The organism is Actinoplanes lobatus (assembly GCF_014205215.1).
In the GTDB taxonomy this organism is placed as follows: domain Bacteria; phylum Actinomycetota; class Actinomycetes; order Mycobacteriales; family Micromonosporaceae; genus Actinoplanes; species Actinoplanes lobatus.
In genome coordinates this window covers 9526295-9552898 of the sequence record NZ_JACHNC010000001.1, presented here as the reverse complement: position 1 = coordinate 9552898, position 26604 = coordinate 9526295, and the positions used below count along the sequence as shown (strand labels likewise).

At 71.9% G+C, this 26604-nt stretch carries 25 protein-coding genes; 10 read left to right on the top strand and 15 right to left on the bottom strand.

The features are described 5' to 3' along the window. Positions 1-67: 67 nt before the first annotated feature. The 7 genes from BJ964_RS43420 to BJ964_RS43390 form a co-directional block, all read right to left on the bottom strand. Entirely contained in the window at positions 68-706 is a 639-nt protein-coding gene (locus BJ964_RS43420) for an SRPBCC family protein (RefSeq protein ID WP_188126095.1), read from the bottom strand. After that, the gene (locus tag BJ964_RS43415; RefSeq protein ID WP_188126094.1) at positions 703-1071 is read right to left on the bottom strand and encodes an ArsR/SmtB family transcription factor; all 369 of its coding nucleotides are present in this window, start codon (positions 1069-1071) and stop codon (positions 703-705) included. Before BJ964_RS43415 ends, BJ964_RS43420 begins: the two co-directional genes overlap by 4 nt. 171 nt (positions 1072-1242) lie before the next feature. Continuing rightward, entirely contained in the window at positions 1243-2649 is a 1407-nt protein-coding gene (locus BJ964_RS43410; protein ID WP_188126093.1) for a cellulase family glycosylhydrolase, read from the bottom strand. A 114-nt stretch (positions 2650-2763) separates the two neighbouring features. Beyond that, entirely contained in the window at positions 2764-3777 is a 1014-nt protein-coding gene (locus tag BJ964_RS43405) for an ABC transporter ATP-binding protein (protein ID WP_188126092.1), read from the bottom strand. Then, positions 3774-4541 (bottom strand): ABC transporter permease, encoded by a 768-nt coding sequence (locus BJ964_RS43400; protein ID WP_229806812.1) that lies wholly within the window; start codon positions 4539-4541, stop codon positions 3774-3776. The genes BJ964_RS43405 and BJ964_RS43400 overlap by 4 nt, the downstream gene beginning before the upstream one ends. Next, a complete protein-coding gene (locus BJ964_RS43395) occupies positions 4529-5392 on the bottom strand; it encodes an ABC transporter permease (protein ID WP_188126091.1) in 864 nt (287 codons plus the stop codon). The genes BJ964_RS43400 and BJ964_RS43395 overlap by 13 nt, the downstream gene beginning before the upstream one ends. A 25-nt stretch (positions 5393-5417) precedes the next feature. Further along, positions 5418-6539, bottom strand: coding sequence for an ABC transporter substrate-binding protein (locus BJ964_RS43390; protein WP_203832925.1), 1122 nt, complete (start codon positions 6537-6539; stop codon positions 5418-5420). A gap of 212 nt (positions 6540-6751) precedes the next feature. On the opposite strand from BJ964_RS43390, the gene BJ964_RS43385 reads away from it, so the two are divergent. Beyond that, the gene (locus BJ964_RS43385) at positions 6752-7111 is read left to right on the top strand and encodes a hypothetical protein (protein ID WP_188126090.1); all 360 of its coding nucleotides are present in this window, start codon (positions 6752-6754) and stop codon (positions 7109-7111) included. Between the two features lie 6 nt (positions 7112-7117). On the opposite strand, the gene BJ964_RS43380 is transcribed toward BJ964_RS43385, so the two are convergent. Next, positions 7118-7762: a LysE family translocator gene (locus tag BJ964_RS43380; protein ID WP_188126089.1), complete on the bottom strand. Its 645-nt coding sequence runs from the start codon at positions 7760-7762 to the stop codon at positions 7118-7120. Positions 7763-7858: 96 nt separating this feature from the next. Between BJ964_RS43380 and BJ964_RS43375 the strand changes: the two genes are divergently transcribed. Next, entirely contained in the window at positions 7859-8791 is a 933-nt protein-coding gene (locus BJ964_RS43375) for an alpha/beta hydrolase family protein (protein ID WP_188126088.1), read from the top strand. 41 nt (positions 8792-8832) lie between these two features. Here the strand turns inward: BJ964_RS43375 and BJ964_RS43370 are convergent, their stop codons facing one another. The 3 genes from BJ964_RS43370 to BJ964_RS43360 all read right to left on the bottom strand — a co-directional run bounded on the left by BJ964_RS43370 (position 8833) and on the right by BJ964_RS43360 (position 10529). After that, positions 8833-9390: a hypothetical protein gene (locus BJ964_RS43370; RefSeq protein WP_188126087.1), complete on the bottom strand. Its 558-nt coding sequence runs from the start codon at positions 9388-9390 to the stop codon at positions 8833-8835. A gap of 92 nt (positions 9391-9482) precedes the next feature. Beyond that, a complete protein-coding gene (locus tag BJ964_RS43365; protein ID WP_188126086.1) occupies positions 9483-10268 on the bottom strand; it encodes a class I SAM-dependent methyltransferase in 786 nt (261 codons plus the stop codon). A 72-nt stretch (positions 10269-10340) separates the two neighbouring features. Beyond that, complete coding sequence (locus tag BJ964_RS43360; RefSeq protein WP_188126085.1) at positions 10341-10529, bottom strand: antitoxin; 189 nt, start codon at positions 10527-10529, stop codon at positions 10341-10343. A gap of 92 nt (positions 10530-10621) precedes the next feature. On the opposite strand from BJ964_RS43360, the gene BJ964_RS43355 reads away from it, so the two are divergent. The 7 genes from BJ964_RS43355 to BJ964_RS43325 all read left to right on the top strand — a co-directional run bounded on the left by BJ964_RS43355 (position 10622) and on the right by BJ964_RS43325 (position 19299). Continuing rightward, complete coding sequence (locus tag BJ964_RS43355; RefSeq protein WP_188126084.1) at positions 10622-12067, top strand: ATP-binding protein; 1446 nt, start codon at positions 10622-10624, stop codon at positions 12065-12067. A 123-nt stretch (positions 12068-12190) separates the two neighbouring features. Then, positions 12191-13642, top strand: coding sequence for a dynamin family protein (locus tag BJ964_RS43350; RefSeq protein ID WP_188126083.1), 1452 nt, complete (start codon positions 12191-12193; stop codon positions 13640-13642). Between the two features lie 150 nt (positions 13643-13792). Continuing rightward, positions 13793-15826, top strand: a complete 2034-nt coding sequence (locus BJ964_RS43345; RefSeq protein ID WP_188126082.1) for an Hsp70 family protein — start codon at positions 13793-13795, stop codon at positions 15824-15826. Positions 15827-15902: 76 nt separating this feature from the next. Next, positions 15903-17462: a dynamin family protein gene (locus BJ964_RS43340; protein ID WP_188126081.1), complete on the top strand. Its 1560-nt coding sequence runs from the start codon at positions 15903-15905 to the stop codon at positions 17460-17462. After that, positions 17459-17854, top strand: a complete 396-nt coding sequence (locus BJ964_RS43335; RefSeq protein ID WP_188126080.1) for a hypothetical protein — start codon at positions 17459-17461, stop codon at positions 17852-17854. Before BJ964_RS43340 ends, BJ964_RS43335 begins: the two co-directional genes overlap by 4 nt. 55 nt (positions 17855-17909) lie before the next feature. Then, positions 17910-18590, top strand: coding sequence for a phosphatase PAP2 family protein (locus tag BJ964_RS43330; protein ID WP_188126079.1), 681 nt, complete (start codon positions 17910-17912; stop codon positions 18588-18590). A 10-nt stretch (positions 18591-18600) separates the two neighbouring features. Then, a complete protein-coding gene (locus BJ964_RS43325) occupies positions 18601-19299 on the top strand; it encodes a phosphatase PAP2 family protein (protein ID WP_229806811.1) in 699 nt (232 codons plus the stop codon). Here the strand turns inward: BJ964_RS43325 and BJ964_RS43320 are convergent. Together BJ964_RS43320 and BJ964_RS43315 are read right to left on the bottom strand one after the other, a co-directional pair. Next, entirely contained in the window at positions 19290-20678 is a 1389-nt protein-coding gene (locus tag BJ964_RS43320) for a sulfatase-like hydrolase/transferase (RefSeq protein WP_229806810.1), read from the bottom strand. The two genes, BJ964_RS43325 and BJ964_RS43320, sit on opposite strands and share 10 nt — an antisense overlap. Positions 20679-20779: 101 nt before the next feature. Beyond that, entirely contained in the window at positions 20780-22810 is a 2031-nt protein-coding gene (locus BJ964_RS43315) for a hypothetical protein (protein WP_188126077.1), read from the bottom strand. A 33-nt stretch (positions 22811-22843) separates the two neighbouring features. Between BJ964_RS43315 and BJ964_RS43310 the strand changes: the two genes are divergently transcribed. Beyond that, entirely contained in the window at positions 22844-23485 is a 642-nt protein-coding gene (locus tag BJ964_RS43310; protein ID WP_188126076.1) for a VOC family protein, read from the top strand. A 62-nt stretch (positions 23486-23547) separates the two neighbouring features. Here BJ964_RS43310 and aceB read toward each other — a convergent pair whose 3' ends face one another. Then, positions 23548-25173, bottom strand: coding sequence for a malate synthase A (gene aceB, locus BJ964_RS43305; RefSeq protein WP_188126075.1), 1626 nt, complete (start codon positions 25171-25173; stop codon positions 23548-23550). Positions 25174-25202: 29 nt separating this feature from the next. Further along, positions 25203-26486 (bottom strand): isocitrate lyase, encoded by a 1284-nt coding sequence (aceA, locus tag BJ964_RS43300; RefSeq protein ID WP_188126074.1) that lies wholly within the window; start codon positions 26484-26486, stop codon positions 25203-25205. Positions 26487-26604: the final 118 nt, after the last annotated feature.

Genomic DNA, 26604 nt, shown 5'->3' with positions numbered 1-26604 from the left:
TCATCCGAATGCGCGACTCGACATCGTGGCCGTCCACAACCGAGAAACAGGCTCCAGCGGACGAGCTTCAGTGCTCCTCGCCGAGGTAGGCCTTGAGGGTGTTCTCCGCCTGGCGCCGGGCCTGGCCGGGCTCGGTGCCGAAGGCGATGTCGGCCTCGGCCCAGGCGTCGGCGGACAGTCGCATGAACAGTTTGCCGTCGTCGGATGTCATCCAGGCCATGACGGCCGCCGGGTCGAGCGGGGCGTCCGGCGCGGCCAGGTGGTTGGCCAGGCCCCAGAAGGCGCCCTCCCAGCCGAGGCCGACGGCGCCTGGGCCGTACTTCTCCCAGTGCTCGTCGTCGACGTGTGCCACGTGCTCCAGCTCGAACCGGGTGCGGCCGTTCGTCTCCGGGGTGAGCCGGACCTCGACCCAGCTGATGTTGCCGGCGAACTCCCAGGTGGCGGCGACCGAGCGGGGTCGGTCGCACGTGGTGATCGTGCCGCCGGCGTTGCCCTCGAACTGGTACTTCCCGCCCTCGCGCAGCTCCCCGGAGACCGGCAGGAACCAGCGGGGGATCCGCTCGGGGTTGGTGACCACGTCCCACAGGTCGTCGACGTCGGTGTCGTAGGCCTGGCTGATCGTCATGACCCGGGCCTCGCCGGCCGCCAGGACGCGGCTGCCGATGGTCCGCCGTACCTCGCTGATCTGCTCTTTGACCTCGATCATCGCGTGCTCCTCGCATCGGTGGGTTCCTCGCCGGCGGCCAGTCGCCGCAGGCGCTTGCCGCGGGCCACCTCGGTGGCCATGGCGGCGAGGTGCGGCGCCCAGAACCGCCGGAAGGGTGCCAGCCAGTCGTCCACCTGCCGGAACGCGGTGTCGTCGACCGCGTAGAGCCGGCGTGCGCCGTCCGGGCGCACGGTGGCGAAGCCGTTGTCGCGCAGCACCCGCAGGTGCTGGGACACGGCGGGCTGGGTGATGCCGAACTCCGCCCGGATGATGGCGGTGACGGCTCCGGAGGTCTGCTCACCCTCGGCGAGCAACTCGAGGATCCGGCGCCGGACCGGATCGCCGAGCACGTCGAACGCATGCACGAGTTCACCCTATCAGATACGACTTATATAAGTGGGACATTGAAAGAGGTGCGCCGGGCCCGCCCGGTGGAGGGGGCGGACCCGGCGCGGTCGGCGACCCGGATCGTGGGTGCGGGCCGCCGGGCCGGACCTGCTTTGGCGGGAGCGGGGCCGGCCGGCTCACACGGTTCCTCAGGAGGTCGGGAAGTTGTCCGCGGTACGGATCCGGGACCGCATCAGCAGGCCCGACTCGGTCAGCACCCCGGTGCCGGCGAACGAGCCGCCCGCGCAGGTGCCCGCCTTGAGCGCCGCGCTGCCCTCGCCCGCGTCGGAGAACGTCCAGTTCGCGTAGCTGATCTGGAGCCGGTCCAGCAGGTCCAGCCAGGTGTTGCTGCTGGCCGTGTCGACCGCGCCGTCACCGGTGTAGGTCACCGTGCCGAACTCGGTCACGAACAGCGGCAGCGAGGCCGCGGCCCGCTCCACCTCGGCGCGGTAGTTGTCCTTGTGCGACGCCGCGTAGAAGTGGAACGTGTACATCACGTTGGAGGCGTTCACCGGGTTGGCGACGATCTCGGACGAGCTGCCGCCCTCGGAGACGCCCAGCGACGACCAGCCCCGGGTGCCGACCACCACGACGGCGTCCGGGTCGTTCGCCCGGATCACCGGGATGACCTGCTCGGCGTAGTTCTTGATGGTCGCCCAGCTCACGCCGTTCGGCTCGTTGGCGATCTCGTAGATGACGTTCTTCTTGGCCGCGTTACGGGCCGACACCTGGGCGAAGAAGGTCTTGGCCCGGTCCAGGTTGTACATCGGGTCGCCCGGCGTGAGGATGTGGAAGTCGATCAGCGCGTACATGCCCCGCTGCTCGGCCTTGTCGACCAGGTTGTTGACCCGTGTGGTGAAGCCGGCCGGGTCGGTCTCGTAACCCTGCTCCTGGACGTACATCGAGACCCGGAACAGGTCCGAGTTCCAGTCCGTGGCCAGCGCGTCGAGGCCTGCGTCGGTGTAGCAACCCGGGAACCACTGGATGCCGTGGGTGCTCATGCCGCGCAGCTGGATCGGCTTGCCGTACTGGTTGCACAGCTTGGTGCCGCAGACCTTGAGCTGGCCGTTGATCCCGACCGGGGTGCCGTTGACCGGCGGCGGCGAGGTGCTGGTGCTGGGGGACGCGCTGGGTGACGTGGTGGGTGAGGACGTCGGCACCGTCGTACCGGTGCAGGTCTGGCCGTTGACCAGGCAGGCGGTCGGCTGGCCGGTCCCGGTCACGATGAAGCCGAAGTTGGTCGAGGCGTTGGCGGCGATCGTGCCGTTCCAGGCCGCCGGGGTGAAGGTGTAGGTGTTGCCGCTGCTGGTGAGCGTGGAGCTCCAGGCCTGCGTGACCGATGTCCCGGCCGGCAGGGTCAGCTCCACCTTCCAGGTGCTGATCGCCGACGAGGACGGGTTGCCGACCGTGATCTCGGCCTGGTAGCCGGTGCTCCAGGAGCTCGCCACCCGGAACGCCGCGGTCTCGGCGTTCGCGGGGAGCGAGGAGAGGACGGCCGTCGAGACCGCGGCCACGGCCAGCACCGCGGCCAGGATGGTTGTGGTACGGCGTTTCACGAAACATCACCTCGGGGGATGGACGCGGGGCCGCCGCGGGGAAACGGCGGTGGGACGACCCGCGATGGGAGCGCTCCCATGGTCCCTGACTGTAACGTGAGCGCCAATACCTGTCTATTCGAGAGCGACCGCCACCGGCTGGATCGTGACCCGGACCCGGGTTCCCGCGGGCAGACCCGGCAACCGCCCGCTCGGCACCTGCACCACCACCACCTGCTCGCCGACGCTCACCGTGACGCGGCTGGTCGACCCGAGGAAGCTGCTGGTCAGCACGGTGGCCGTGGCGTCCGGGGCCGGGACGACCTCGACCGCCTCCGGGCGGACCAGCGCGGTGACCGCACCGTCGGCGTGCGGCGTGACCAGTGGCAGCCGCGCCCCGAGCACCTCCACCACGTCGCCGTTCACGGTACCGGGAAGCCGGTTGCTGAGACCGACGAAATCGGCCACGAACGCGGTCGCCGGGCGCAGGTACACCTCGGACGGGGTGGCCAGCTGCTCCAGCCGGCCGGCCCGCATCACACCGACCCGGTCGGCGATCGCGAGCGCCTCCTCCTGGTCGTGGGTCACGAACAGGGTGGTGGTGCCGACCTCGGTCTGGATCCGGCGGATCTCGTCGCGCAGCTGCACCCGCACCTTGGCGTCCAGCGCGGACAGCGGCTCGTCCAGCAGCAGCACCCGCGGCTCGATCGCCAGCGCCCGGGCCAGCGCCACCCGCTGCTGCTGGCCGCCGGAGAGCTGGTGCGGGTACCGCTTCGCGAAGCCGGACAGGCCCACCAGGTCCAGCATCTCGGCGGCCCGGGTCAGCGAACCCCGGCGCAGGCGCAGGCCGAACTCCACGTTCTGTGCGGCGGTGAGGTGCGGGAAGAGGCTGTACGCCTGGAACACCATGCCCATGCCGCGCCGGTTGGCCGGCAGCCGGGTGACGTCCTTCCCGTCGACCAGCACCCGGCCGGCCGTGGCGTCCTCCAGCCCGGCGAGGATCCGCAGTGCGGTGGTCTTGCCGCAGCCGGACGGCCCGAGCAGGGCGATCAGCTCGCCCGGCTCGATCGCCAGGTCCAGGTCGTCGAGGGCGTGCACAGTGCCGAAGGTCCGGCGCAGCCCCTCCAGTGTCACGGCGACCCCGGTCATGATCTTCTCTCCTTGGACGACGAGCCCGCCAGGGACAGCACGAGCAGCAGGGCGAACGCGAGCAGCAACGCGGTCAGCGACACCGCCACCGACACGGTCGCGCTGCTCTTGCCGAGGAACTCGATGGCCACCTGCAGGTTGGTACGGTGCAGCAGCGAGGCGATGGTGAACTCGCCGAGCACCAGGGCCACGGTCAGGAACGCGGCGGACAGCACCGCCGAGCGGATGTTCGGCAGCACCACCCGCCAGATCACGGTGGTCCAGCCGGCGCCCAGACTGCGGGCGGCCTCGGCCAGCGTCTTCACGTCGATCGCGGACAGGCCGGTGTCGATGGCGCGGTACGCGTACGGCAGCACCAGGATGGTGTAGGCGAACACGAGGGTCAGCGACGAGCCGCCGATGAGGTAGTTGACCCAGGCGTACACCGGGGCCAGGCCCACCACCAGCACGATCGCCGGGATGGTGAGCGGCAGCAGGCAGAGGAACTCGACCACCCGCCGCAGCCGGGGCAGCCGCAGCCGGACCCAGATCGCCGTCGGCACCAGCAGCACCAGCATGAGCACCGAGGTCAGCGCCGCCTGCGCCAGCGAGGCCAGGATGCCCTCGGCCAGGGCCGGGTACTCCTCGGCCAGCTTCGGCCAGTCCAGCAGCAGCGGCCAGGTCTCCGGGTCGCGGGTGCTGAACTCCACCATGGCGATCAGCGGCAGCAGGAAGAACACGCCCATGACGGTCAGCACCGTCCACCGGAAGATCACCCTAGCCACTTGGCGGTCCTCTTCTGGAGCAGCGAGTAGAGGGTCATCACCACGGCCACCACGACCACCATGCCGAGCGCCATCGCCTTGCCCAGGTTCGCCTGCCCGAGGACGACCTCGCTGGTCAGGGCGCCGCGGATCTGGAGCGGGACGATCGGGCTGCCCTGGCTGACCAGGGCCGCGGCGGTGGCGTACGCGGAGAAGGCGTTGGCGAACAGCAGCAGCGCCGAACCGAGGAACGCCGGCGCCAGCAGCGGCCCGGCCACCCGGGTCCAGTAGTGCCAGGTGTTGCCGCCCAGGCTCGCGGTCGCCTCCCGCCACTGTGGCCGGATGCCGTCCAGCGCGGGCAGGAACACGATCACCATGAGCGGGATCTGGAAGTACGTGTAGACCAGCGTCAGGCCGGGCAGTTCGAACAGCCAGACGCCGTTCGCGTACGGATCGAGGCCGTGCTCCTGCAACCAGAGGGTGACGAAACCGCTCAGCCCGATCGTCGCCAGGAAGGCGAAGGCGAGCGTGACGCCGCCGAACTGCGCGAGCACCCCGGCGGCCGCGGTGACCACCCGTCGCAGCAGGCCGTCCGGTTTCGCGGTGACCAGCGCGTACGCCAGCAGGGCGCCCAGCACCGCGCCGACGATCGCGCTGGCCGCGGAGAGGGTGATGCTGCGGCCGAAGGCCGCGAGAATGTACTCGTCGGTGAGGGCGCGCACGTTCTCCAGCGTGAAACCGCGCCCACCGTCACCGGTGAACGCGCCGATCACCACGGTCAGCGTCGGGATGACCAGGAAGATCGTCACGAAGGCGAAGAACGGAACCGTGCCCAGCAGGGCGCCGGCCCGCGGGCGTGACCGGCCGGCCACGCGCCGCGGAACGGCTTCGGCGACCTCAGCCAATGGCCTTGGCCCAGTTCGCGGTCAGGTACTCCTTGGCCTTGGTGCTCTGCGCCTCGGTCGGGATCACCGGGGTGCCCTCGACCTTCGGCAGCGCGGCGAAGGCTCCTGCGTCGATGGTGCCGGCCTTCTGCATGGCGTCGGCGCGGACCGGGCGGGCGCCGCCCTTGAGCCACAGGTTCTGGCCCTCGTCCGAGTAGAGGAACTCCTGCCAGAGCCGGGCCGCGGCCGGGTGCGGGGCGTCCTTACTGATCGCCTGCACGTAGTAGGAGCCGAGGACGGCGCCGTTCGGGACGACGACCTTCCAGGTGGTCAGCTTCTTGGACTGGGCCGCGTTCAGGTAGTCCCAGTCGAAGACGACCGGGGTCTGGCCGGACTCGATGGTCGCCGGGGTCGGGTCGACCGGCAGGAAGTTGCCGGCCTTCTTCAGCGCGCCGAAGAAGTCCACACCGGGCTTGATGTCCTCCGGCGTGCCGCCCTTGGCCACCGCGACCATCTGTACGCCACCGAACGCGGCGCCGGCCTGCGTCGGGTCGCCGTTCAGCGCGACCTTGCCCTTGTACTCGGGCTTCAGCAGGTCGTCGACGGTCGCCGGGGCGGGCACCTTGGCGCTGTCGTAGCCGATCGACATGTAGCCGCCGTAGTCGTTGACCCAGGCGCCGTTCGCGTCCTTCAGCCCGGCCGGGATCTCGTCGAACGTGGCCACCTTGTAGGGGGCGAACATCGCCGTGTTCGCGCTGGCCACCGCGCCGCCGAGGTCGAACACGTCGGGCGCGGTGTCCTGGCCCTTGAGCTGGTTGGCGGCGTTGATCTCGTCCTGGCTGGAGCCGTCCGGCTGCGCCGAGTTGACCGTGATGCCGTACTTGGCGCCGAACGCCTTGATGATCTCGCCGTAGTTGGCCCAGTCCGGCGGCAGGGCGATGACGTTGAGCGCGCCCTCCTTCTTGGCGGCCGCGACCAGGGCGTCCATGCCGCCCAGGTCGGCGGCGCTGGTGGCGGTGGCCGCGCCGCTGCTGGACGCCTCGGACTCCTTCTCGGGCGGGGAGCAGGCGCCGGTCAGCGCGATTGTCGTGGCGGCCGCGAGGGTGACGGCCGCGGATCGGGCAAGGATGCGCACTGAGTTCCTCCTTCTGCGGCGCCGCACCCACGGCGCGCGCACGGTGGATCATGGAAGTGCCGGATGGAGGGCAGGCGTACAGCGCCTGAATTCGTCCTCACTTTTCCATGCGCTGTCGTTGATCGAAAGCGGTCTCTGAGCGTCGATTCGGCATCCTCCGTGTGGCAGACTCTGCGATCATCCGCATCCTCCGACCACACAGGACCGCGCCGGTGACAACTGTGGATCACGCCGGAGCCCGGCACCGCCCCTGGCCCGCCCGGATCGCGGCGGCGGCCGGTGTGGCCGGGATCGCCGTGCACCTGGTCCTCGCCGGGGAGCATGCCGGGCACGCGCCCGCCGTACTGGCCGGTCTCGCGGTGCTGGCGCTGGTCTGCCTGCCGTGCGGCGTCCAGCTCCTGCGCCGCCCCGGCGACCGCGCCGCCTGGATGAGCCTGCTCGCGCTCAGCGGCCTCATGATGCTGCTGCATCTGGGCATGCGCCCGGAGGGCGCGATGCTCGCGGTGGTCCTGGCGGTGCCCGCCCTCCAGGCCGTCCTGGGCGCGGTCGCGTTCCTTCACCGGTACGGGTGAGCGCGCCTACACCGGCACTGGGCGGCCGCGGTCGGTGGCCAGCTTCACCGCGATCAGGCCGAGCACACTGCCCATGACCCAGCGCTGGACCCGCAGCCAGCCCGGTCGGCGGCCGAGGAACACCGCGATCGTGCCGGCGGCCAGGATGATCGCCAGGTTCACCGCCATGCTGACGGCCAGCTGCACCCCGCCCAGCAGGAAGCCCTGCGCCACCACGTGACCGGCGTCCGGCCGGATGAACTGCGGGATCAGCGACAGGTAGAGGACCGCGGCCTTGGGATTGAACAGATTCGTCAGCAGGCCCATGGTGAACAGCCGCCGCGGTGAGTCGGCCGCGAGCTCCCGTGTCTCGAAGACCGAGGCGCCGCCCGGGCGCAGCGTCTTGAACGCCAGCCACCCGAGGTACGCCGCTCCGGCCAGCTTGATCACCTGGTACAGCTCCGGCACCGCCACGAACAGCACGGACAGGCCCAGGTTGGTGGCGGTCAGGTAGACCAGGAAGCCGAGCGCCACACCGGCCAGCGAGACCAGCCCGGCCCGGCGTCCCTGGGTGATGCTCCGCGACACCAGGTACATCATGTTCGGCCCGGGCGTGAGCACCATGCCCAGCGCGACCACGGAGACCGCCAGCACCGACGACATCGTCACCATGCCACCAGCCTTCCGGTGCCGGCGGCCCGTGGCGACGGCCAATCCACAGGTTCCGGCTCTTGACGCCGCATCGATCGATCGACATAGTCCGTATCCATGAATGTGACACTGTTCCGTTCTTGGAAACGACAGGCGGTGGTGGCCTCGGCCGCCCTCCTTGCCGCGACGCTGTCCGCGCCGGTGCCCGCGTCCGCGTCCGCGACCGCCACGTCGGTCGCGAGCTACCCGACGACGATCAACGGCGACAGCGCCGACGTCTACTACCCGACGACCGGCACCCGGCTGCCGGTCGCGCTCTTCCTCCAGGGCGCCAACGTGGACAAGGCGAACTACTCGGAGTACGCGGGGACCCTCGCCTCGTACGGGTTCGTCGTCGCCGTCCCCAACCACACCCGCAGCCTGTTCGGCGTGAGCGGCCTCTACCCCGAGGGCGCCCAGGCCGGCTGGACCGTCGACTGGGCCGAGGCCGAGGACGACAACCCCGCCTCGCCGCTCTACAAGCGGATCGACGAGAACACGCTGGTCCTCTCCGGACACTCGTTCGGCGCGGCCACCGCGCTCAGCGTCAGCACCGGCCTCTGCGTCATCCCGTTCTGCTCGATCGCGAACACCGCGCCGAGCGAGCTGGAGGCGGTCGTCACCTACGGCGGCAACAACGTCCTGCCCGGCACCGAGCTCGTCCTGCCGGTCCTCAACACCGTCCCGGTCGGCTACATCCAGGGCCTGGCCGACGGCGTCGCCAGCCCGTCCGAGGGCGAGACCACCTACAACCTGACCGCCGGCACCCCCAAGGCGTTCATCTCCCTGACCGGCGCCAACCACTACGGCATCACCGACGGCCAGAACCCGGCCGGGGCCGCCCCCGACCCGTCCGCCCAGACCCTCGACCAGGCGGTCGGCGTCGAGACGATCGCCCGCTGGTCGGCCCAGTGGCTGCTGGCCCAGACCGGCGACAGCGCGGCCAAGAAGTACGTCTACACCACCGGCGACGCCGCCGACCCGAACGTCACCGTCACCTACGTCAAGTAGGCCCCCGTACGCCGAGGCCGGGCGTCAGCGCCGACGCCCGGTCAGGTGCGGCCGCGGCGGCCGCGCCGGACGCCGCGCGGCGGAGGAGGGACGGCGATCAGATGGTCCGGCCAGGTGACGCGGAGCGTCCCCTGTGCCTCCCACTCGGCGGTCAGCTCGGTCAGGTCACGGACCGCCGCGCCGACCTGCTCGTCGCTCCACGGGAACCCGCCCGGATCCAGCACCGCGTAGGCGTTGCGGATCATCGGGGCGACCGGGGCCGGGTCGCCGGTCTCGACCACCTGATGGATCACCCCGGCCAGAACCTCGGCCAGACCGAGCGTCTGCTTGTTGGCGTCGAGGATCCGCCTGCTGCGGGCCGACGCGTCATGGCGGGGCCGCCCGCCGGCCAGGCGCATGTTGGCGAAGACCGCACCGGCCGCGATCGAACCGAACACACCGCCGGAGATGTCGAGGGCCCGCTCGGTCGCGAAGTGCGCCAGGTCGTGCGGAACCCGATATTTCCGGTCGTGCCCGGGCAGTTGCATGACCACCCCATCGGCCCGGTGCACGGTGGCGACGGTCGACCCGGTGCTGCTGTGCGCGAACACGACCAGCATGCCGCCATCCTGCCACCCCCGGCCCGCCCCGTCACCGCCCGATCTCCACCCGCCCGCGAGCGCTGCCGCGAGCACCGCGAGGTGCCGGCCGGTCAGGGGACGGTGGCTACGGCCAGGAGGTGGGCGCTGGCCGCGACCAGATCCGGTTCACTGCTGTAGATGCGGGCCACTTCCAGCGCCGCGGCGAAGACCGCCGGGTCGTCCGGGGCCGCCGCGACAGCGGTCCACAGTGGGCCCTCCACGCCGTGCACCACGACCCGCGTGAGCCCGGCCTCCGCACACTCGCCGACCAGCTCGGGCACCCGGTGGAAGTAGGAGTGGGTGAACCCGATGCCCGGATCGTTCAACCCGTCGGTGATCAACCGCCGCGCCTCGTCGAGGAACCGGGGCTCGAGCCGCCCGGTGGCGCCGAAGTCGAGCGGTCCGGCGAACCGGGAGATGGCCGCGGCGATCACCAGCCCACCCGGCCGGGTCACCCGGACCGCCTCGCCCAGCGCCCGCACCCGGTCGGCCCGGGACAGCAGGTGGTAGAGCGGCCCGAGGAGCAGCGTCGCGTCGTACCCCCGATCCTTCTCGGGCAGCGACCGGGCGTCGCCGACCTCGGCCTCGACCGGCGGGGAGCCCGCGCGGGCCTGGTCGACGTGCGACGGCACGAGGTCGAGCAGCTTGACCCGGTGACCGGCCGAGGTGAGCGGCCGGGCATAGGCCCCCGGACCGCCGCCCACGTCGAGGACGGCGGCCGGTGCGGCCGGCAGAAGTTCGGTGAGCAGCTCCATGGTGCGGAGGTGCTCCAGGCGGTTGCTCGGCCGCCGGTCGAACCGGCCCGCCTCGTCGTAACGGTCGGCGTAGAAGGCGCGGATCTCCGCTGTCCGGTCCATGCCGGAATCGTGGCCCACGGTCCGGCCCGGGGGCCAGCGGATTTCCCGGTTCTCGACGGGCGGCGCCGCCTGTCATGACGGCGGAACGGTGTCTCCCTCCCCGGTGCGTTTCTGTGCCTCGTCGACACCCCGGTCGATCTGGTCCGAGTACCTGTTCCCGGTCCTCTCGTCGATCTGGTCGCCGGCCTTCTCCAGGACCTGATCCACCTGCTCGTCGTGCTGGTCGGCGAACTTCTTGGCCTTGCCGAGGAAGTCAGTCATGGCAGCCGCATGCCCGCCCGGTGACGGGCCAAACCGTGCGTCACCGTGTCACGCTGGGATGGTCGTGCCCGGATACCCGACCGGAGGACACCATGACCGACGCGAGCTTCGCACGGCCGCGTACCGAGACGTTCGAGTTCGCCGGCGCGACCGTCGAGCTGGTCGACGCGGTCACCCTGCTCGCCGCCGCGCGGGTCAACCCGGTGGAGCCGCTGCGCCGGGCCGCCTGGCCGGTCCCGGTCCAGCGGGTCGACCTGACCGTCGCGGCCGACACCGCCGACCACGTCTTCACCGCCCGGATCACCACCCTCAGCACCCCGCTGGCCACCGAGCACCGGATGCGCGGCATCGTGCTGAGCATCGACCCGCTGGGCCCGCTGCTGGCCCGCCGCATCGCGGCCGGCGACCAGGTGGTCACGAGGCTGGTCGACGGCGTCGGGACGGCCGCCGCCGCGGCGTACCGGAAACTGGGTCTGGAGAAACCGGCCGAGCGCGAACCGGAGGTCCTCGCCGACGCCGCCGCCGGTCTCGAAGCGGCCGTCACCTACGAGGCGGACGGCACCGTGGCCCGCGTCGAGGCGCGGGTGCCGCGCGACGAGGTCACCCCGGCCCACCTGCGCGCCTTCGTCACCCTCACCCTCCAGGCGGTGACCGAGCTGGCCGGGCCGGGCTCGCTCGACGGCCGGCGTTTCGTGATCAGCCGGGAGGCGGTGCCGAAGGCGCCACCGACCACCGAGACGGTCACCCTGGACATGGTCGGCGGCCTGGTCGACGTGGTCGCCGAGCTGCGGCAGATCGCGGTGTCGTTCCGGCATCCGGAGGCGATGGCCCGGTGGGGCGCCCGCCGTCCGCAGGGCATCCTCATGTACGGCCCGCCCGGCACCGGCAAGACCATGCTGTCGCGGGCGCTGGCCAACGAGATCGGCGCCGACTTCCGGGAGATCCGCACCCCGGAGATCCTGGACAAATGGCTCGGCGGGTCGGAGCGCAACATCAAGCAGATCTTCCGCGACGCGCGCCGCTACCGCACCGCGACGGTGATGCTCTTCGACGAGTTCGACTCGATCGTCAGCTACGCGGGCGCCGGCGGGGACGCGGCGAGCCAGGCGCTCAACGCCGTGGCCGGCATCTTCAAGCAGGAGATGAACGACCTGATCGAGGAGAACCCGAACATCATCGTGGTGGCCACCACCAACTTCCCGCACCGGGTGGACGAGTCGCTGACCCGGTCCGGCCGCTTCGACGTGAAGCTGAGCATCCCGCGCCCGGACGAGGACGGCCGCGCCGAGATCTTCCGCAAGATGATCCGCGGCCTGATCAGCGCCCACGAGACCCCCGGCTTCCGGATGTTCGCCGACGACCTCGACCTGAACGCGCTGGCCGTCGCCAGCACCGGCATGACCGGCGCCGACATCAAGGAGGTGCTGCGCCGCCTGCAGCTCAGCAAGGCCATGCAGGAGGCGCGCGGCGGCCCGGTCACCCCGATCTCCCAGGAGGAGCTGATCACCTCGGTCCGGGATCTGCGGGGTCACTCCTAGATCATTTTCCGGTACGGGCTACGCGCTCTGCCGTGGGCGACCCGCGAGGCGCTGCCGGCGCACGGCCGCGGCGCGCCCGCCGGGCTGACGTGGGTGGTCACCCTCAAGGCTTACCGTAGCGGCGTGACCAGCCATCTCTCGGGCATGAGCCTGTGTGACCGGATCCGGGCGCTGTGCGCGGACACCCTCGACGTCCTGCCGCCCGGCCCGGCCATGGAGGCGGTCGCCGCGGTCCGGGACCGGCTCGCCGGGCGGACTCTGCGGATCGCGGTCGGCGGCCGGGTCAACGCCGGCAAGTCGACGCTGGTGAACGCGCTGCTCGGGCAGCGCCTGGCGGCGACCGGCGCGACCGAGACGACCACGCTGGTCACGTGGTACCGGCACCACCACCAGAACCGGGTGCGGCTGGCGCTGCGGTCCGGCGGCGAGACACTCGTCGCGTCGGCGCCCGGCGGCGGCGTCCCGGCCACGCTGCCGGTGCCGGTCGCCGACATCGAGGCCGTGGTGGTGGAGACGCCCAACGCCCGGCTCGCCGACCGCTACCAGCTCGTCGACACCCCGGGGCTCGACTCGGTCAGCGGCCTCGACGAGCCGGCCATGGCCGCGCTGGCCCAGGCCGACGCGCTGCTCTACGTGATGCCGCACCCGGGGGACCGGGACCGGGAGGCCCTCGAATCGCTGCGGGCCACCTCCGGGCGGGCTGGGCTGAGCGCCGCGAACGTGCTGGGCGTGCTGAGCCGGGTGGACACGCTCAGCGACGACGACGACCCGTGGCCGCACGCCTGGCGGACCGCCGGCGGGTACGCGATCGAGCTGCGCGGCCTGGTCGCCGGGGTGGTGCCGGTGGTGGGCCTGCTCGCCGAGACCGCGGTCGGCGACACCGTCACCGAGGACGACCTGCGCCGGCTGCGGCTGCTGGCCGAGGCGGACGCCGAGGACGACGTCCTCTACTCGCCGGCCGCGCTGCTCGGCGCCGACCTGCCCGGGATGTCCGGCGAGGACCGGCGCCGCCTGCTGCGGCTGTTCGGGATGTACGGGTTGCGCGAGGCGGCCCGCCTGCGGGACGCCGGCGTGACACGCAGTGACGAAATGCTGCGCTCGCTCACCGCGAGTTCCGGCATCGCCTCGGTCACCCGTTTCATCGAGGAGAGTTTCGTGCGTTCCGCGGACCGATTGCGCGGCGTCACCGCGATCACCCTTCTGGAACGCGCCGCCTGGCTCGGCGACGGTCCGGAACAACGCCATTTGCGGGCCCGGCTGAACGAATTACGGAATCATCCGGTTATGCGCCAGGCCGCTCTCGCGCCCGCCCTGCGGGATCTCGCCGACGGCCGGCTGACCCTGGACGAAGAACACGCCGACGCGCTCATCCGCCTGGCCACCGGCGGCACCGACACCGCCCGGCTCGGCCTACCGGATCAGGCCGAGCCGGCCGAGGTGGCGGCTGTGGCAGACCGGTGGACAGCCCGGTGGCGGCGGCTGGAAGGCAGCCCGTCACGCCTGCTGGCCCGACACGCCCGGTCTGCGCGGGAACTGTCGGAAATCGCATTCTTCGCCAGTCGTCCGAACAGTTGATTCTTTTTTCGTTCGATCAGGTGAATATCCGGGGAATAGGGAAACCCCTGCATTTCCGTTAGGCTCCCGGGTGTGGGGCCCTGGGTTATAGCGATCGATTACGGGAGCAGTCTCACCTGTTCCGTCATGTCCGGCGACGGTGCACCCGAGGTGCTTGAGATAGACAATAGTCGCTATCTTCCGTCGGTCGTCTGCCTCGACGAGGAGGGCACTCTGCTCACCGGGCGGGACGCCGCGCAGGATGCCGCGATCCACCCCGAGATGGCCGAGCTGCAACCCAAGCGCGCGCTGGTGTCCGACACCGTGATCCGCCTCGGCGACCGTGACGTCGACACCGTCGAGATCGTCGCCGCCACCCTGCGCCGGGTGGCCGAGGAGGCGACCAGGCGGCGGGGCCGTCCACCGTTCCGGGCGGTGCTCACCCACCCGGCCGCCTGGACCGAGCGGGAGACCGCCCGGCTGGCCGAGGCGGCCGTCCGTGCCGGGCTGCCGTCACCCGAGTTCGTCCCGGAGCCGGTCGCGGCCGCCGTGCACCACGCCTCCTCGGCGAACCTGCCGGTGGGCGCCCACATCGCGGTGTACGACCTGGGCGGAGGCACCTTCGACACGGCGGTGCTGCGGCGTACCGCCGGTGGGTTCGAGATCTGCGGACCGCCCGGTGGCGACCCGGACTTCGGCGGTGCCGACGTGAGCGAGGCGCTGCGCGAGGTGGTCGGCGCCCAGGTGCGGCACGAGGCAGCCGCCGAGTGGGACGAACTGTGGACCGACTCCTCGATCCGCGGCCAGCAGCGCCGGGCCAGCCAGCTCGACTACCTCACCCAGGCCAAGGAGTCGCTCTCCGGCCGGACCGTGGTGAACGTGCCGGTGCACGCCGCCGACACCCAGGTCCGGATCACCCGGACCGAGCTGGAGGCGGCCATCGAGGACCGGCTGCGGCCCACCGTCGACGAGCTGGTCCGGACGGTCGAGGCGGCCGGGATCGGGGTCGGCGACCTCGCGGCGATCTACCTGACCGGCGGATCGAGCCGGATCCCGCGGGTGTCCGAGCTGATCGCCGAACGGACCGGCCTGCTGCCGGTGGCCGAGGGCGACCCCAAGGCGGTGGTGTGCCTCGGCGCGCTGACCGCGGTCACCGCCCCGCCGCCGCCCGCCCCACCCGCCGTCGACCCCTTCACCGGCCCGGTCACCGCGGACCCGGCGACCGTGCCGCTCGATTCGACCGCCGCGTCCTCGGCCGAGCCCGCGACCGTGCCGCTGGCTCCGGCGTCCGGCCCCGCGACCGTGCCGTTGGCCCCGGCCACCGTGCCCGTGGCCGAGCCGACCTTGCCTCTGACCGAGCCCACCGTGCCCGCGGCCGAGCCGACCCTGCCTCTGACCGAGCCGGCGACCGCGCCGCTGGACACCGTGCCGCCGCCGGCCACCCTGCCCATGACGGTGCCGCCACCCGCGCCGGCCGGCGGCCGGGCCCGGCGTTTCACCCGGGGCCGGGTGGTGATGGTGGCCGGTGTGGCGCTGCTGCTCGCCGGCCTCACCGCGACCACGGCCACCGCACTCACCAGGGCCGCCGATCCGGGCCCCACCCCGACCCCGGTGGTGACCACCCCCGAGCCGGCCGTCACCACGCCCTCGCCCGAGCCGGTCATCGTGGCGGCGGAGCCGGACCCGACCACGCCCGAGCCGGAGGAGACCACCCCCGAGCCGGAGGAGACCACCCCCGAGCCCGAGGAGACCACCCCCAGCGCCCGCGACAACCTGAGCTCCAGCCAGCAGGACCTGTACGACAAGCTCGACTTCGACGTGCTCGAGGCCGATTCGTGCAAGGAGTGGACGCCCGGCATCGCGGGGGTCGAGGCCTCGATCCAGTGCAACCCCGTCGCCGATCTCGACTACAAGGTTCTGGTCGCGCAGTTCGACGACTCGTCCTCACTGGCGGCCGCGATGAAGGAGCGCGAAGCCCTGGCCACCGACGAGGGGGACTGCTCGGACGGTGACGAGTCCGTGGGTCCCTGGACGCAGGGTGGCGAGGATCGGGGCCGGCTCGCCTGCTACTGGACCCAGGAGGACGGCGAGGACTACTTCAAGGTCGTGTGGAGTTTCGACGACGAGCTGATCATGGCCATCGCCTTGGACTCCTCCGCGACCGAGGTCGGCCAGTGGTGGTACGACAACGAGGTGCTGGACTGATGAGCGAGCCTACGAGCGAATCATCGAGCTCAGGGCAGTTCTCGTGGCACCGCCGGAGCGAAGCGGAGGCGGTGACATGAGCGAGGCCGCCATCCGGTTCATCGCCGACGCCGCGATCGTCCTCGACCGGCTCGGCGACCGGGCCGCGGTGGCCGCGATCCGGGCCGAGGTCGACCGGCTGGCCGGGGGAGCGGCCACGGTCGTCGTCGCCGGTGAGCGCGGCAGCGGCAAGTCCGCCCTGATCAACGCGATGCTCGGCCGGCCGGGGCTGCTGCCCGCCGAGGGTGGCACCGCCGTACACCTGCTGGTCCGGCACAGCGCTCACCCGTACGCCATGATCCGAACGATGGCCGAACCGGACGGCCGTGCCGTGCCGCTCGACGCCCTGGCCGATGTCGCGGAAGCGACGGAGATCGAGGTGGGTCTCCCCGATCCGCTGCTGCGTGGCCTCTGCCTGATCGACACCCCCGGGACGGGCGGCCTGGACGGCGGGCACAGCGCGATCACCCTGGCCACCCTGGGGCGGGCCGACGCGCTGCTCTTCGTCACCCGTGCCGACTCCGAGCTGACCGCCTCCGAGCTGCGGTTCCTGGCCGGGGCGGCGGAGCGGATCAGCACGGTGGCGTTCGTGCTCACCCACACCGACCGGTACCCCGACTGGGAGCTCGTGCTGGACCGCAACCGCCGGGTCCTGGCCGCGCACGCCCCGCACCACGCCGGCGCGGCCTGGTTCCCGGTCGGCAGCCGGGCCGCGGCCGACGCGGTCACCGCGACCGGGAAGCGGGCCGCCCGGCTGCGCGCCTCCGCCGGGATCGACCCGCTCACCGCCGCCCTCACCGCCCGGGTCGGCGCCCGGGCCCGCGCCATCCGGATGGGCAACGCGCTCGCCGTCACCGCCCGGGCGGTGCACCGCCACCTCGGCGACACGCCCCCGGCGCCCGCCGTCGACCCGGCGCTGCTCGCCGAACGCGGCCGCACCCTGGAGAAGGACCAGCGGCTGCAACTCAAGCGGCAGATGCTCGCGCTGCGGGAGGACCTGCTCGGCCTGTCCCGGTCGGCCGATCACCAGCTGATCGACCGCCTTCCCGGCGAGGTGGCCCAGCGCGTCCACGGCCTCTGGCTGGAGCAGGAGAACTGGCTTCGCGAGCGGATCGCCGAACTGGCCGAGCCGGTCGCCCTCGAACTGCCCGGCCACCTGCGGGCGCTGTCGCCGCCCAGCCGTTCGGCGCGGCCCGGCGGCGTGCTGGAGACCGTGCTTCCCGCGCTCGGGCTCGGCTCGTTCGCGGCGGGCGCGGCCGGTGCGCTGGCCGTCGGCTTCCTGGCGCCGGCGGCGGTGGGCGCCGGGACGATCCTGGTGCTCTACGAACGGCGGCGCCGCACACAGGAGACCAGGCTGGCCCAGCAGGACGCCGTCCGGTACGTCAACCAGGTCCTGGCTCAGGTAGAGGTGGAGTTCCCGGTCGCCGCGCAGGAGGCGCTCCGGAGCTCGCTCGACCGTCTGCGCGCGCTGTCGGCGCCCACCGCCGGGACCGCGCCGGTCGCGTCCGCCCAGGTCCGGGGCGAGCTGTCCGCGCTGTCCGCCCGCTTCGCCTCCGTCAGCGCCAGCCTCGCCGAACCGCAAGGGAGACCCCGATGACCGACTTCGACTTCTCCGACGACTTCTCCGACGACTTCTCCGAGGATCTCTGCGGCTGCGACGGTCTCGACGGTCTCGACAGCGATCCTGTCGCCGACACCTCCGTGCCGATGATCGACTACGGGAGCCTGCCGGTGAGCGGTGACACCGCGGCACTGATCCAGCAGCTCAACGGCCAGCTGTCGCTCGCCGGCGACCTCAGCGGCGGGTACGCCGACCCGGGGGTGCCCGGCATCGCGCCATCGGTCCAGAACACGCTCGACCTGATCAACAACACCTACGGCGCCAGCCCGGAGACACTGAACTGGCTGAACGGCATGAACAACAGCATCAGCTCGTACGGCGAGGTCTCCAACGACGTCCACCGCTACGAGCTGGGCTACGACGACTAGGCCGCCGGCGCCCCCACAGGTGCTATTCAGGTGATCTGTGGGGTAATGACTCGCCATGCAGCCGGACCAGGAGATCTCCCTGGACGCGCGGGCGGGCGTGGCGGCCATCGTCGCGGTCCTCCCGCTCGTCCCGTTCGCCCTGCTCGCCGCCCTCGTGGTGGGCGGCTGGGAGCCGCTGCACTCGTTCGACCGGTCGGTCACCGACCGGCTGCACGAGGCCGCCCTGGACAACCCGGCCCTGACCACCGCGATGAACTGGTGGACGAACATCTTCCAGCCGAACGTCTTCCGGCTGGCCGCGCTGCTGCTGGTGATCTGGCTGGTCCGCCGCGGCGCCCGCCGGCCGGCCGTCTGGGTGGCCGTCACGATGGCCGTCGGCGGCCTGCTCGGCGGCGCGATCAAACTGCTGGTCGGCCGGGACCGCCCCGACCTGCTGGAACCGGTGGCGCGGGCCGTCGGGTACGCCTTCCCGTCCGGCCACGCCCTCAACGCCGCCCTCGGCATGGCCGTCTTCGTAGTGATCTTCCCCCGCGTCCGGGCCCTGTGGGTGGCGGCCGTCCTGATCCCGGTGGGCACCGCGATCAGCCGGGTGGTCCTCGGCGTGCACTGGACCAGCGACGTGGTGGCCGGCCTCCTCCTCGGCGCGGTCGTCCCGGCGATCACCCTGCTCGTCTTCCGGCGTGCCGGGGTCCGCCATCGACGGCCGGCGAGTGTCCGGAGTGGCCCGCCGGGGTAACGCAACGGCCGTGCCGATAGTCGTACAAGCCCTCAAGCGGGTGCTGCTGCCGATCGCCGCCCTGCTGGCCGTCATGATCGGACTCGGGGTCCTGCTGACCCGCGCGGCCACCCACCTCTGGCCGCTGACCGTCGAGGACGGGGTGAACCGCTACCTCGCCGGGCACCGCACCGAGACACTCAGCGACGCGTCACACCTGGCCAGCGGCCTCGCCGACACGCCCCGGATCATCGCTGTGACCGCGGTGGCCGCCCTCGTGCTCGCGCTCACCCTGCGCCGGGTCCGTGAGCCGCTCTTCCTCTGCCTCGCGGTGACCGCCCAGGCGCTGGTCTTCTACCTCACCACGGTCGCCATCGACCGGCCCCGGCCGGACGTGCCCCGGATGGACGAGTCACCACCCACCTCCAGCTTCCCGTCCGGGCACACCTCGGCCGCCGTCGCCCTCTACCTGGGCCTGGCGGTGCTGCTCGCGGCCCTGGTCCGGCGTACCTGGCTGAAGGCCCTGTGCTGGGCGCTCGTACTGGTCCCGGCGGGGGTGGCGCTGGCCCGCATGTACCGCGGCATGCACCACCCCAGCGACGTGGCCGCCGCCTTCGTGAACGGTGGCACCTGCGTCTACGTCATGTCCCGCGCGATCCTCGACCGCCACGTCCCCTGGCGGCTCGCCACCCCGGCGCGCGAGGTGGACAGCCGGACGGCTCAGGTGTAGCGCAGCTGCGGGGCGTCGAGTTCCTCCCAGCGGGTGCGCAGTTCGGCGACCAGTTCCGGGTTCTTGGTCGCCAGGTTGGCCTGCTCGCGCGGGTCGGCTTCCACGTCGTAGAGGGTGTCGGCGCCGGTTGCGGTCGCGCGCAGGTACTTGTAGCGGCCGCGCCGCAGGGCCCGGGCGGTACGCGTACGCCAGAAGAGGTCGCGCTCGGGCGCGTCCGCGCCGCGCAGCAGGTAGCCCGCGAAGCTCGCGCCGTCGAGCGGGTAGTCCGGGTGCGGGGCGGCGCCGGCGATCTCCAGCAGTGTGGCGGTCCAGTCGTGGGTGACGATCGGCTCGTGGCTGACCTGCCCGGAGCGGATGCGGGCCGGCCAGCGGACGATGGTGGGCACCCGGATGCCGCCCTCGTTGAGGCTCGCCTTGTTGCCGGTCAGCGGCCAGTTGTAGGAGAACCGCTCCCCGCCGTTGTCACTCTGGAAGATCACCAGGGTGTCGCGTTCCTGGCCGGTCCTGCGCAGCGCGTCGAGCACCTGCCCGATCCGCTGGTCCAGGTTCTCGACCATCCTCGTGTACGTCTCCAGCGAGCCGCCGTCCTCGTGGAAGATCGCCCGGACGTTGCCGGCCTTGATCTTGGCGGTGATCTCGTCGCTGACCGCGCGGTCGCCGGGCGCCTCCCACGGCCAGTGCGGGCTGGTGAAGTTCAGGTGCAGCAGCCACGGCCTGTCGTGCGGCCGTCGCACGAACGCCTCGGCCCGGTCGGCGACGATGTCGGTGTAGTAGCGTCCGTCGTCCTCGACCGGCGTCTCACCCTCGTACAGGTCGTACTTTCCGGTGTGGCTGTACTTCGAGTAGTAGTCGATGCCACCCGAATAGTTGCCGAAGAACTCGTCGAAGCCGCTGCGCAGCGGACTGAAGTGCGGCAGAAACCCGCCGTGCCACTTGCCGATCAGCGCGGTGGCGTAGCCGGACGCCTTCAGTAGCGACGGCAGCGTCGGATGGGCGGCCGGGATGCCGTCGGTGGCGTTCGCGGCGCCGATCGGCTCGGGCAGGCCGCCGGGTGTGCGCCCCGGGAACCGTCCGGTGTAGAGCGCCACCCGGGTCGGCGAGCAGACGGCGCCCGCCGAGTACCCGTTGGTGAACCGCACCCCGCCGCGCGCCAGCCGGTCCAGGTTGGGCGTCTTGATCAGCGGCGAGCCGTAGCTGCTCAGGTCGCCCCAGCCCAGGTCGTCGGCCAGGATGAACAGGATGTTCGGCCGCTTCGACCGACCCGGCGCGGCCTGGAAGGCACGCTCCGCGGCGGCGGCCTCGGCGGGAATGGCGGTCGCGGCGGCGGCGCCGGCGAGCGCGCCGAACACGCCCCGCCGGCTGGTCCCACGGTGGGTCACGTCGTCTCCAAGGAATCGAGGAAGTCCGACAATATCCATCGGTCCGATAGGACTAAAGGCATTACCGCGATGCGGGACACAGCTCGGGGAGCCGGCCTGGTCTACGCCGTCAGGGTGGCGATCGTGGTGCGGAGGCGGTGGCGGAACAGGTCGTCGTTCCAGGACAGGTCGCCGGGGGCGCTCGCCGGGTGGCGTTCGTCGCGGTCCGCCATGGTGGTCAGGGCCGGGACCGCGGTCACCGCCCGGATGGTCACCAGGGTGTGCAGAGCGTCGTGGGCGTCCCGGTGGCCGGAGGCGACGGCGGTCAGCAGGGCGGGTACCAGTTCCCCGGCGGGGACGCCCAGGCGGTGCAGGGCCCGGGCGGCGCGGCTGCGGGCGTACCAGTCGGCATTGAGCAGTCGCCGGATCTCGTGGGTGAGGTCCGCGCCCTCGCCGGTCTCCGTCAGAAGGTCGGCGGCCAGGCCGCCGGGGCCGAAACCGGCCCGGACCAGCACGCGCAGGGTGGGCAGGAACGGTCCGGTGCCGCCGGTGGCACGCCAGGCCACCCGGGCGGCGGCCACCTGTGTCCGGCGCTGCCCGTGATCGGATTCGGCCGCGCCGGTGAACCAGCGGGTGAGCAGCGGCAGCAGCGGCGCGGCCGCCGGACCGGCGTCGGCGACGAGGTCCAGCTCGTAGGCGGATGCGGAATCGGTGCCGAGCAGGTGTGCCGAGGCGGTGACCAGTGGGCCCGCGTCGCCGGTCAGCCGGAGCACGGCGTGTCCGCAGCGGACGTCGCCGGCCTCGGCCCGGGCGGTCAGGGCGGGGACCGCGGACCGGGCGGCGGGGCCGATCGCGGCCAGGGCGGGGGCGGCGGTGGCCGCGTGGTGGGGCAGGCAGGCGATGATCTCGGGGACGGCGCCGGCGGCGGCCGGGCCCCAGGAGCGCAGCACGTGGAGCAGATCGCCGATGGGGTCGCCGGCCATGGACGCCGCGAAGAGCGAGGAGTGCCGGGCGGGTGGCCGGGTGAGCCGTTCGCGGACGGCGGCGAGCACCGCCGGGTCGAACGGTGGCGGCTCCGGGTGGGTGAACGCGTCCAGGACCCTCGGCGACTCGCCGGCCGCCCAGGCGGCGAGCAACAGCGGCGCGTACCCGGGGTGGCCGAGGCGGACCAGGACGTCCAGCGCGTCGTGGCCGCCGTCGGCGATCAGCACCTCGGCGAGCGGGGCGGCGGCCTCCCCGGCGGCCCGGACGGCGGAGCCCGCGGCGTCGCGCACCTTCGGGTCCGGGTCGGTGAACAGGTCGCGGACCACCGGCAGCAGGTCGGCCGGCGCCGACCGCGAGCCGTGGAAACGGTCGGCCAGGATGTGCGCCAGCCGGACCCGGGCCTCCGGGCCGGTGGCCGCGGCCATCCGGCCGGCCAGCACCCGGGCGGATGCGGTGTCCGCCGCCCGGAACACCAGCTGCCAGCCGGGGCGCTGGCCGGACCAGGCGTTCTCGTACGGGTCGGCCTCGGCGAACGCGGACCCGACCGCTTCCAGCGCGGCGGCCGGCAGGGGCTGCCCGGCGCGGGTGAGAGCCACCGCGGCGGCGGCCCGGACCTGCGGGGCGGGGTCGTGCAGGGCGGCGTCCAGCAGTGGCCCGGCCGCGACCGGATCCAGCATGGCCAGACCGGGGAGCAGCATCGCGCGTACCGCCGGATGGGTCTCGACGGCCCAGCGCTCACGCAGAGCGCCGGTGAAATGCGGACCGCTCCATGCGGCCGCGTAGGCGGCCTGTGCCCGGATCTCCGGATCCGGGTCGGTGAGAAGAGGCAGCAGTGGGCCGCTGTGCACCGCCACCGAGGCCCGGACCTCCTCCCGCGCGTCGCCGTTGACCTGGTCGGGGTCGCAGAGGGAGCCGAGGGCGTGCAGGAGGTGGTCGCGCCGGTGCACGCCGGGGGTGCCGGCCAGCTCCACCAGGAACGGGACCACCTCGGCGGTCACCGGGTAGACGGTGTTCTGGTGCCAGATGCTGGAGAAGAAGTCGTAGCGGCCCTCGCCGGCCTTCTCCGGATCGGGGGAGGCGATGGCGCGCAGGATGTCCGGGGCCTCGGTGCACGGGCCGTAGGCGCCGTCCAGCGCGAACCAGTCGATGTCGTCGATCCCGTTGAGCACCGGATCACGGTACGCGATGGAAGCATGAGGACCATGACGAAGCTGAGTGGGCGCGAGATCACCGAACGGGCGCCGCAGGGATGGGTCTACCTGCTCGGGGCGCTGCGGACCCGGCTGCGGACCGGCGACTTCGCGACCGGGCTGGCACTGGTGAACACGATCGGCGCGGCGGCCGAGGCGGCCGACCACCATCCCGACCTGGATCTGCGGTACACCTACCTGGACGTGGTGCTGAGCAGCCACGACGTGGGCGCGGTGACCGGGCGGGACCTGCGGCTCGCGGCGACGATCAGTCAACTGGCCGACTCGGTCGGCGTGACGGCGGACGCGAACGGTCTGGCCGTCCTGGAGCTGGCGCTGGACAGTCCGGGGTTCCCGGAGCAGCTGGACTTCTGGGAGGCGGTGCTGGGCTATCCGCGTGACACCGAAGGGGATCTGCGCGACCCGTACGGGAAGGTGCCGTTGATCTGGTTCCAACGGTCCGGAAGCGAGGAGCCGCGCCAGCGCTGGCACCCGGACCTGTGGGTCGACCCGTCCGAGGTGCAGCCGCGGATCGACCGGGCGCTGGCGGCCGGCGGCACCCTGGTCAGTGACGCCGAGGCGCCGAGCTTCTGGGTGCTGGCCGACCCGGAGGGCAACAAGATCTGCCTCTGCACCTGGCAGGACCGGGGGTAGAACAGAAGTGGAACGACGGGGCGGGGATGGACCGAGACCATCCCCGCCCCGCCCTGCACCGATCAGGCCGCGACAGGAGCCTGATCGGTGACCGGAGCCGCCGTCCCGCCGGACAGGTGCCGAAGGTAGGCCGGCAGGGTCAGGAACTCCGGGCAGGTTCGCTCGGTGAGCAGCACCGAGAGCAGCGTCCGGGCCTGGCCGAAGCAGCGGGCCCCTTCTTCGTCCAGGGCGCCGGTCTCGCTGAGCACGTCGAGTTCCTCACGCAGCATCCGGGTGACCAGGGTGGCCGTGACCGGCACTCCGTAGTCGGTCGGGGTGCCCGACGAGATCCACTGCCAGAGCTGGGCCCGGCAGATCTCGGCGGTCGCCGCGTCCTCCATCAGGCCGCCGAGCGCCACCGCGCCCCGGCCGCCCAGCCACGCCGCGATGTACCGCAGCGCGACACTCACGTTGTTGCGCAGCGCGACCTCGCTGACCGAGACCGCGGTGGACTTGACGTCCAGCAGCTCCGCGGCGGTGACCCGCACGTCCTCGCGCTTGCGCACGATCTGGTGCGGCTCGTCGCCGAGCCACTGGTCGAACACCTCACGGCAGGTCTCGACGAGGCCCGGGTGCGCGACCCAGGAGCCGTCGAAGCCGTCGCCGACCTCGCGCCGCTTGTCCTGGCGCACCTGGTTGAGGGCCCGCTTCGCGGCGACCGGGTCACGGCTCGGGACGACCGCGGCCATCCCGCCGATCGCGTGGGCGCCGCGCTTGTGGCACGTACGGACCAGCAGTTCGGTGTAGGCCCGCATGAACGGCGCGGTCATGGTGACCTGCGAACGCTCGGGCAGAACCACGTCCGGACGGTTCTTGATCATGCTGAACAGGTAGTCCCAGCGGCCCGCGTTCAGGCCGGCCGAGTGCTCGCGCAGTTCGTACAGGATCTCTTCCATCTCGAACGCCGCGTTGATCGTCTCGATCAGGACGGTGGCCCGGATCGTGCCGCGCGGGATGCCGAGGTACTCCTGGGCGAAGACGAAGACGTCGTTCCAGAGGCGGGCCTCCAGGTGCGACTCCATCTTCGGCAGGTAGAAGTACGGTCCGCTGCCCCGCTCGATCTGCTTCCGTCCGCAGTGGAACAGGTAGAGACCGAAGTCGAACAGCGAGGCCGAGACGGCCCGGCCGCCGATGCGCAGGTGGCACTCCGGCAGGTGCCAGCCCCGCGGCCGGACCATGATCGTGGGCGTGGTGGCGCCGATCTCGTACCGGCGGCCGTCGGCCGCGGTGAAGTCCAGCGTCCCGTCCAGCGCGTCACGCAGGTTGAGCTGTCCGAGGATCACGTTGTCCCAGGTGGGCGACGTCGCGTCCTCGAAGTCGGCCATCCAGACCTTGGCGCCCGAGTTGAGGGCGTTGATGGTCATCTTCCGCTCCGGCGGGCCGGTGATCTCGACCCGCCGGTCGGTGAGGTCCGGCACGGCCGGGGCGACCTGCCACGACAGGTCGTCCCGGATGTGCTGGGTGGAGGTGAGGAAGTCCAGGTCGGTGGTACGGGTGGCCCGGCGGCGCCGGCGGCGCTCCAGCAGCTGAACCCGGCGGGCGCCGAACTCGCGGTCAAGTGCCACGATGAACTCGACGGCCTCAGCGGTCAGAATCTCGGAGTAACGGCCTGCGGTCGTACCGGTGATGGTGATCTCTTCGGCGCCCATGGTCTCTACCTACCTGTCGCTGTCGCTTGTCAGAACTGCTCGGCCTCGGTGGAACCCGACAGCGCCGTGGTGGAGCTGTCCGGGTTGAGAGCGGTGGAGACGGCGTCGAAGTAGCCGGTGCCGACCTCGGCCTGGTGCTTGGTCGCGGTGTAGCCGTCGGCCTCGGCCGCGAACTCGGCCTCCTGGAGCTTCACGTAAGCGCTCATGCCGGTCGTGGAGTAGCCCTTGGCCAGCTCGAACATCGAGTGGTTGAGCGCGTGGAAGCCGGCCAGCGTGACGAACTGGAACTTGTAGCCCATCGCGCCGAGCTCCTTCTGGAAACGCGCGATGGTGTCGTCGTCCAGGTGCTTCTTCCAGTTGAACGACGGCGAGCAGTTGTAGGAGAGCAGCTTGCCCGGGTGCTTGGCGTGCACGGCCTCGGCGAACTTGCGGGCGAACTCGAGGTCCGGCTTGCCGGTCTCGACCCACAGCATGTCGGCGTAGTCGGCGTACGCGATGCCGCGGGCGATGGCGGCGTCGTCGCCCGGGGTGACCCGGAAGAAGCCCTCGGAGGTGCGCTCGCCGGTGACGAACGGCTGGTCACGGGGGTCGACGTCGGTGGTCAGCAGGTCGGCCGCGAGGGCGTCGGTGCGGGCGATGACCAGCGTCGGCACGCCGGCCACGTCGGCCGCGAGGCGAGCGGCGTTCAGGGTACGGACGTGCTGCTGGGTCGGGATGAGCACCTTGCCGCCGAGGTGGCCGCACTTCTTCTCGCTGGCGAGCTGGTCCTCCCAGTGCACACCGGCGGCGCCGGCCGCGATCATGCCCTTCATCAGCTCGAACGCGTTGAGCGGGCCACCGAAGCCGGCCTCCGCGTCGGCGACGATCGGGGCGAACCAGTCGCGCTCGTACTTGCCGTTCGAGGTGTCGATCTGGTCGGCGCGCAGCAGGGCGTTGTTGATCCGCCGGACCACCGCGGGCACCGAGTTCGCCGGGTAGAGCGACTGGTCCGGGTAGGTGTGGCCGGAGAGGTTCGCGTCCGCGGCGACCTGCCAGCCGGACAGGTAGATCGCCTTGAGGCCGGCGCGCACCATCTGGGTCGCCTGGCCACCGGTCAGCGAGCCGAGGGCGTTGATGTAGTCCTCGGTGTGCAACAGCTCCCACAGCTTGGCGGCGCCGCGCTCGGCCAGGGTGTGCCGCTCCTGCAGGGTGCCCCGCAGCTTCACGACGTCCTGCGCGGTGTAGTCACGCTTGATGCCGGCCCAGCGGGGGTTGTTGGCCCACTCCCGGGTGAGGTCCTCAGCGGTACCGCCCCGGTTCTCGAACTCAGTCATCAGAAAATCCCTTTCGTGCCCTGTCGCGTTCTTCCTCGTGGAAGAACTTCACTCTCACGGATCGCACCAGCCCCTTTGAAGACTCTTCTCGCGGAAAGAAGTGCAAAAATTCTGCTAG

Excerpts from the sequence above, each read along its gene's own strand:
- BJ964_RS43340 (WP_188126081.1), top strand. The coding sequence starts at position 15,903 with ATGAGCGAGGCCGCCATCCGGTTCATCGCCGACGCCGCGATCGTCCTC.
- aceB (WP_188126075.1), bottom strand. The coding sequence starts at position 25,173 with ATGGGCGCCGAAGAGATCACCATCACCGGTACGACCGCAGGCCGTTAC.
- BJ964_RS43365 (WP_188126086.1), bottom strand. The coding sequence starts at position 10,268 with ATGGACCGGACAGCGGAGATCCGCGCCTTCTACGCCGACCGTTACGAC.
- BJ964_RS43330 (WP_188126079.1), top strand. The coding sequence starts at position 17,910 with ATGCAGCCGGACCAGGAGATCTCCCTGGACGCGCGGGCGGGCGTGGCG.
- BJ964_RS43405 (WP_188126092.1), bottom strand. The coding sequence starts at position 3,777 with ATGACCGGGGTCGCCGTGACACTGGAGGGGCTGCGCCGGACCTTCGGC.
- BJ964_RS43420 (WP_188126095.1), bottom strand. The coding sequence starts at position 706 with ATGATCGAGGTCAAAGAGCAGATCAGCGAGGTACGGCGGACCATCGGC.
- BJ964_RS43310 (WP_188126076.1), top strand. The coding sequence starts at position 22,844 with ATGACGAAGCTGAGTGGGCGCGAGATCACCGAACGGGCGCCGCAGGGA.
- BJ964_RS43375 (WP_188126088.1), top strand. The coding sequence starts at position 7,859 with ATGAATGTGACACTGTTCCGTTCTTGGAAACGACAGGCGGTGGTGGCC.
- BJ964_RS43380 (WP_188126089.1), bottom strand. The coding sequence starts at position 7,762 with ATGGTGACGATGTCGTCGGTGCTGGCGGTCTCCGTGGTCGCGCTGGGC.
- aceA (WP_188126074.1), bottom strand. The coding sequence starts at position 26,486 with ATGACTGAGTTCGAGAACCGGGGCGGTACCGCTGAGGACCTCACCCGG.
- BJ964_RS43355 (WP_188126084.1), top strand. The coding sequence starts at position 10,622 with ATGACCGACGCGAGCTTCGCACGGCCGCGTACCGAGACGTTCGAGTTC.
- BJ964_RS43370 (WP_188126087.1), bottom strand. The coding sequence starts at position 9,390 with ATGCTGGTCGTGTTCGCGCACAGCAGCACCGGGTCGACCGTCGCCACC.
- BJ964_RS43335 (WP_188126080.1), top strand. The coding sequence starts at position 17,459 with ATGACCGACTTCGACTTCTCCGACGACTTCTCCGACGACTTCTCCGAG.
- BJ964_RS43360 (WP_188126085.1), bottom strand. The coding sequence starts at position 10,529 with ATGACTGACTTCCTCGGCAAGGCCAAGAAGTTCGCCGACCAGCACGAC.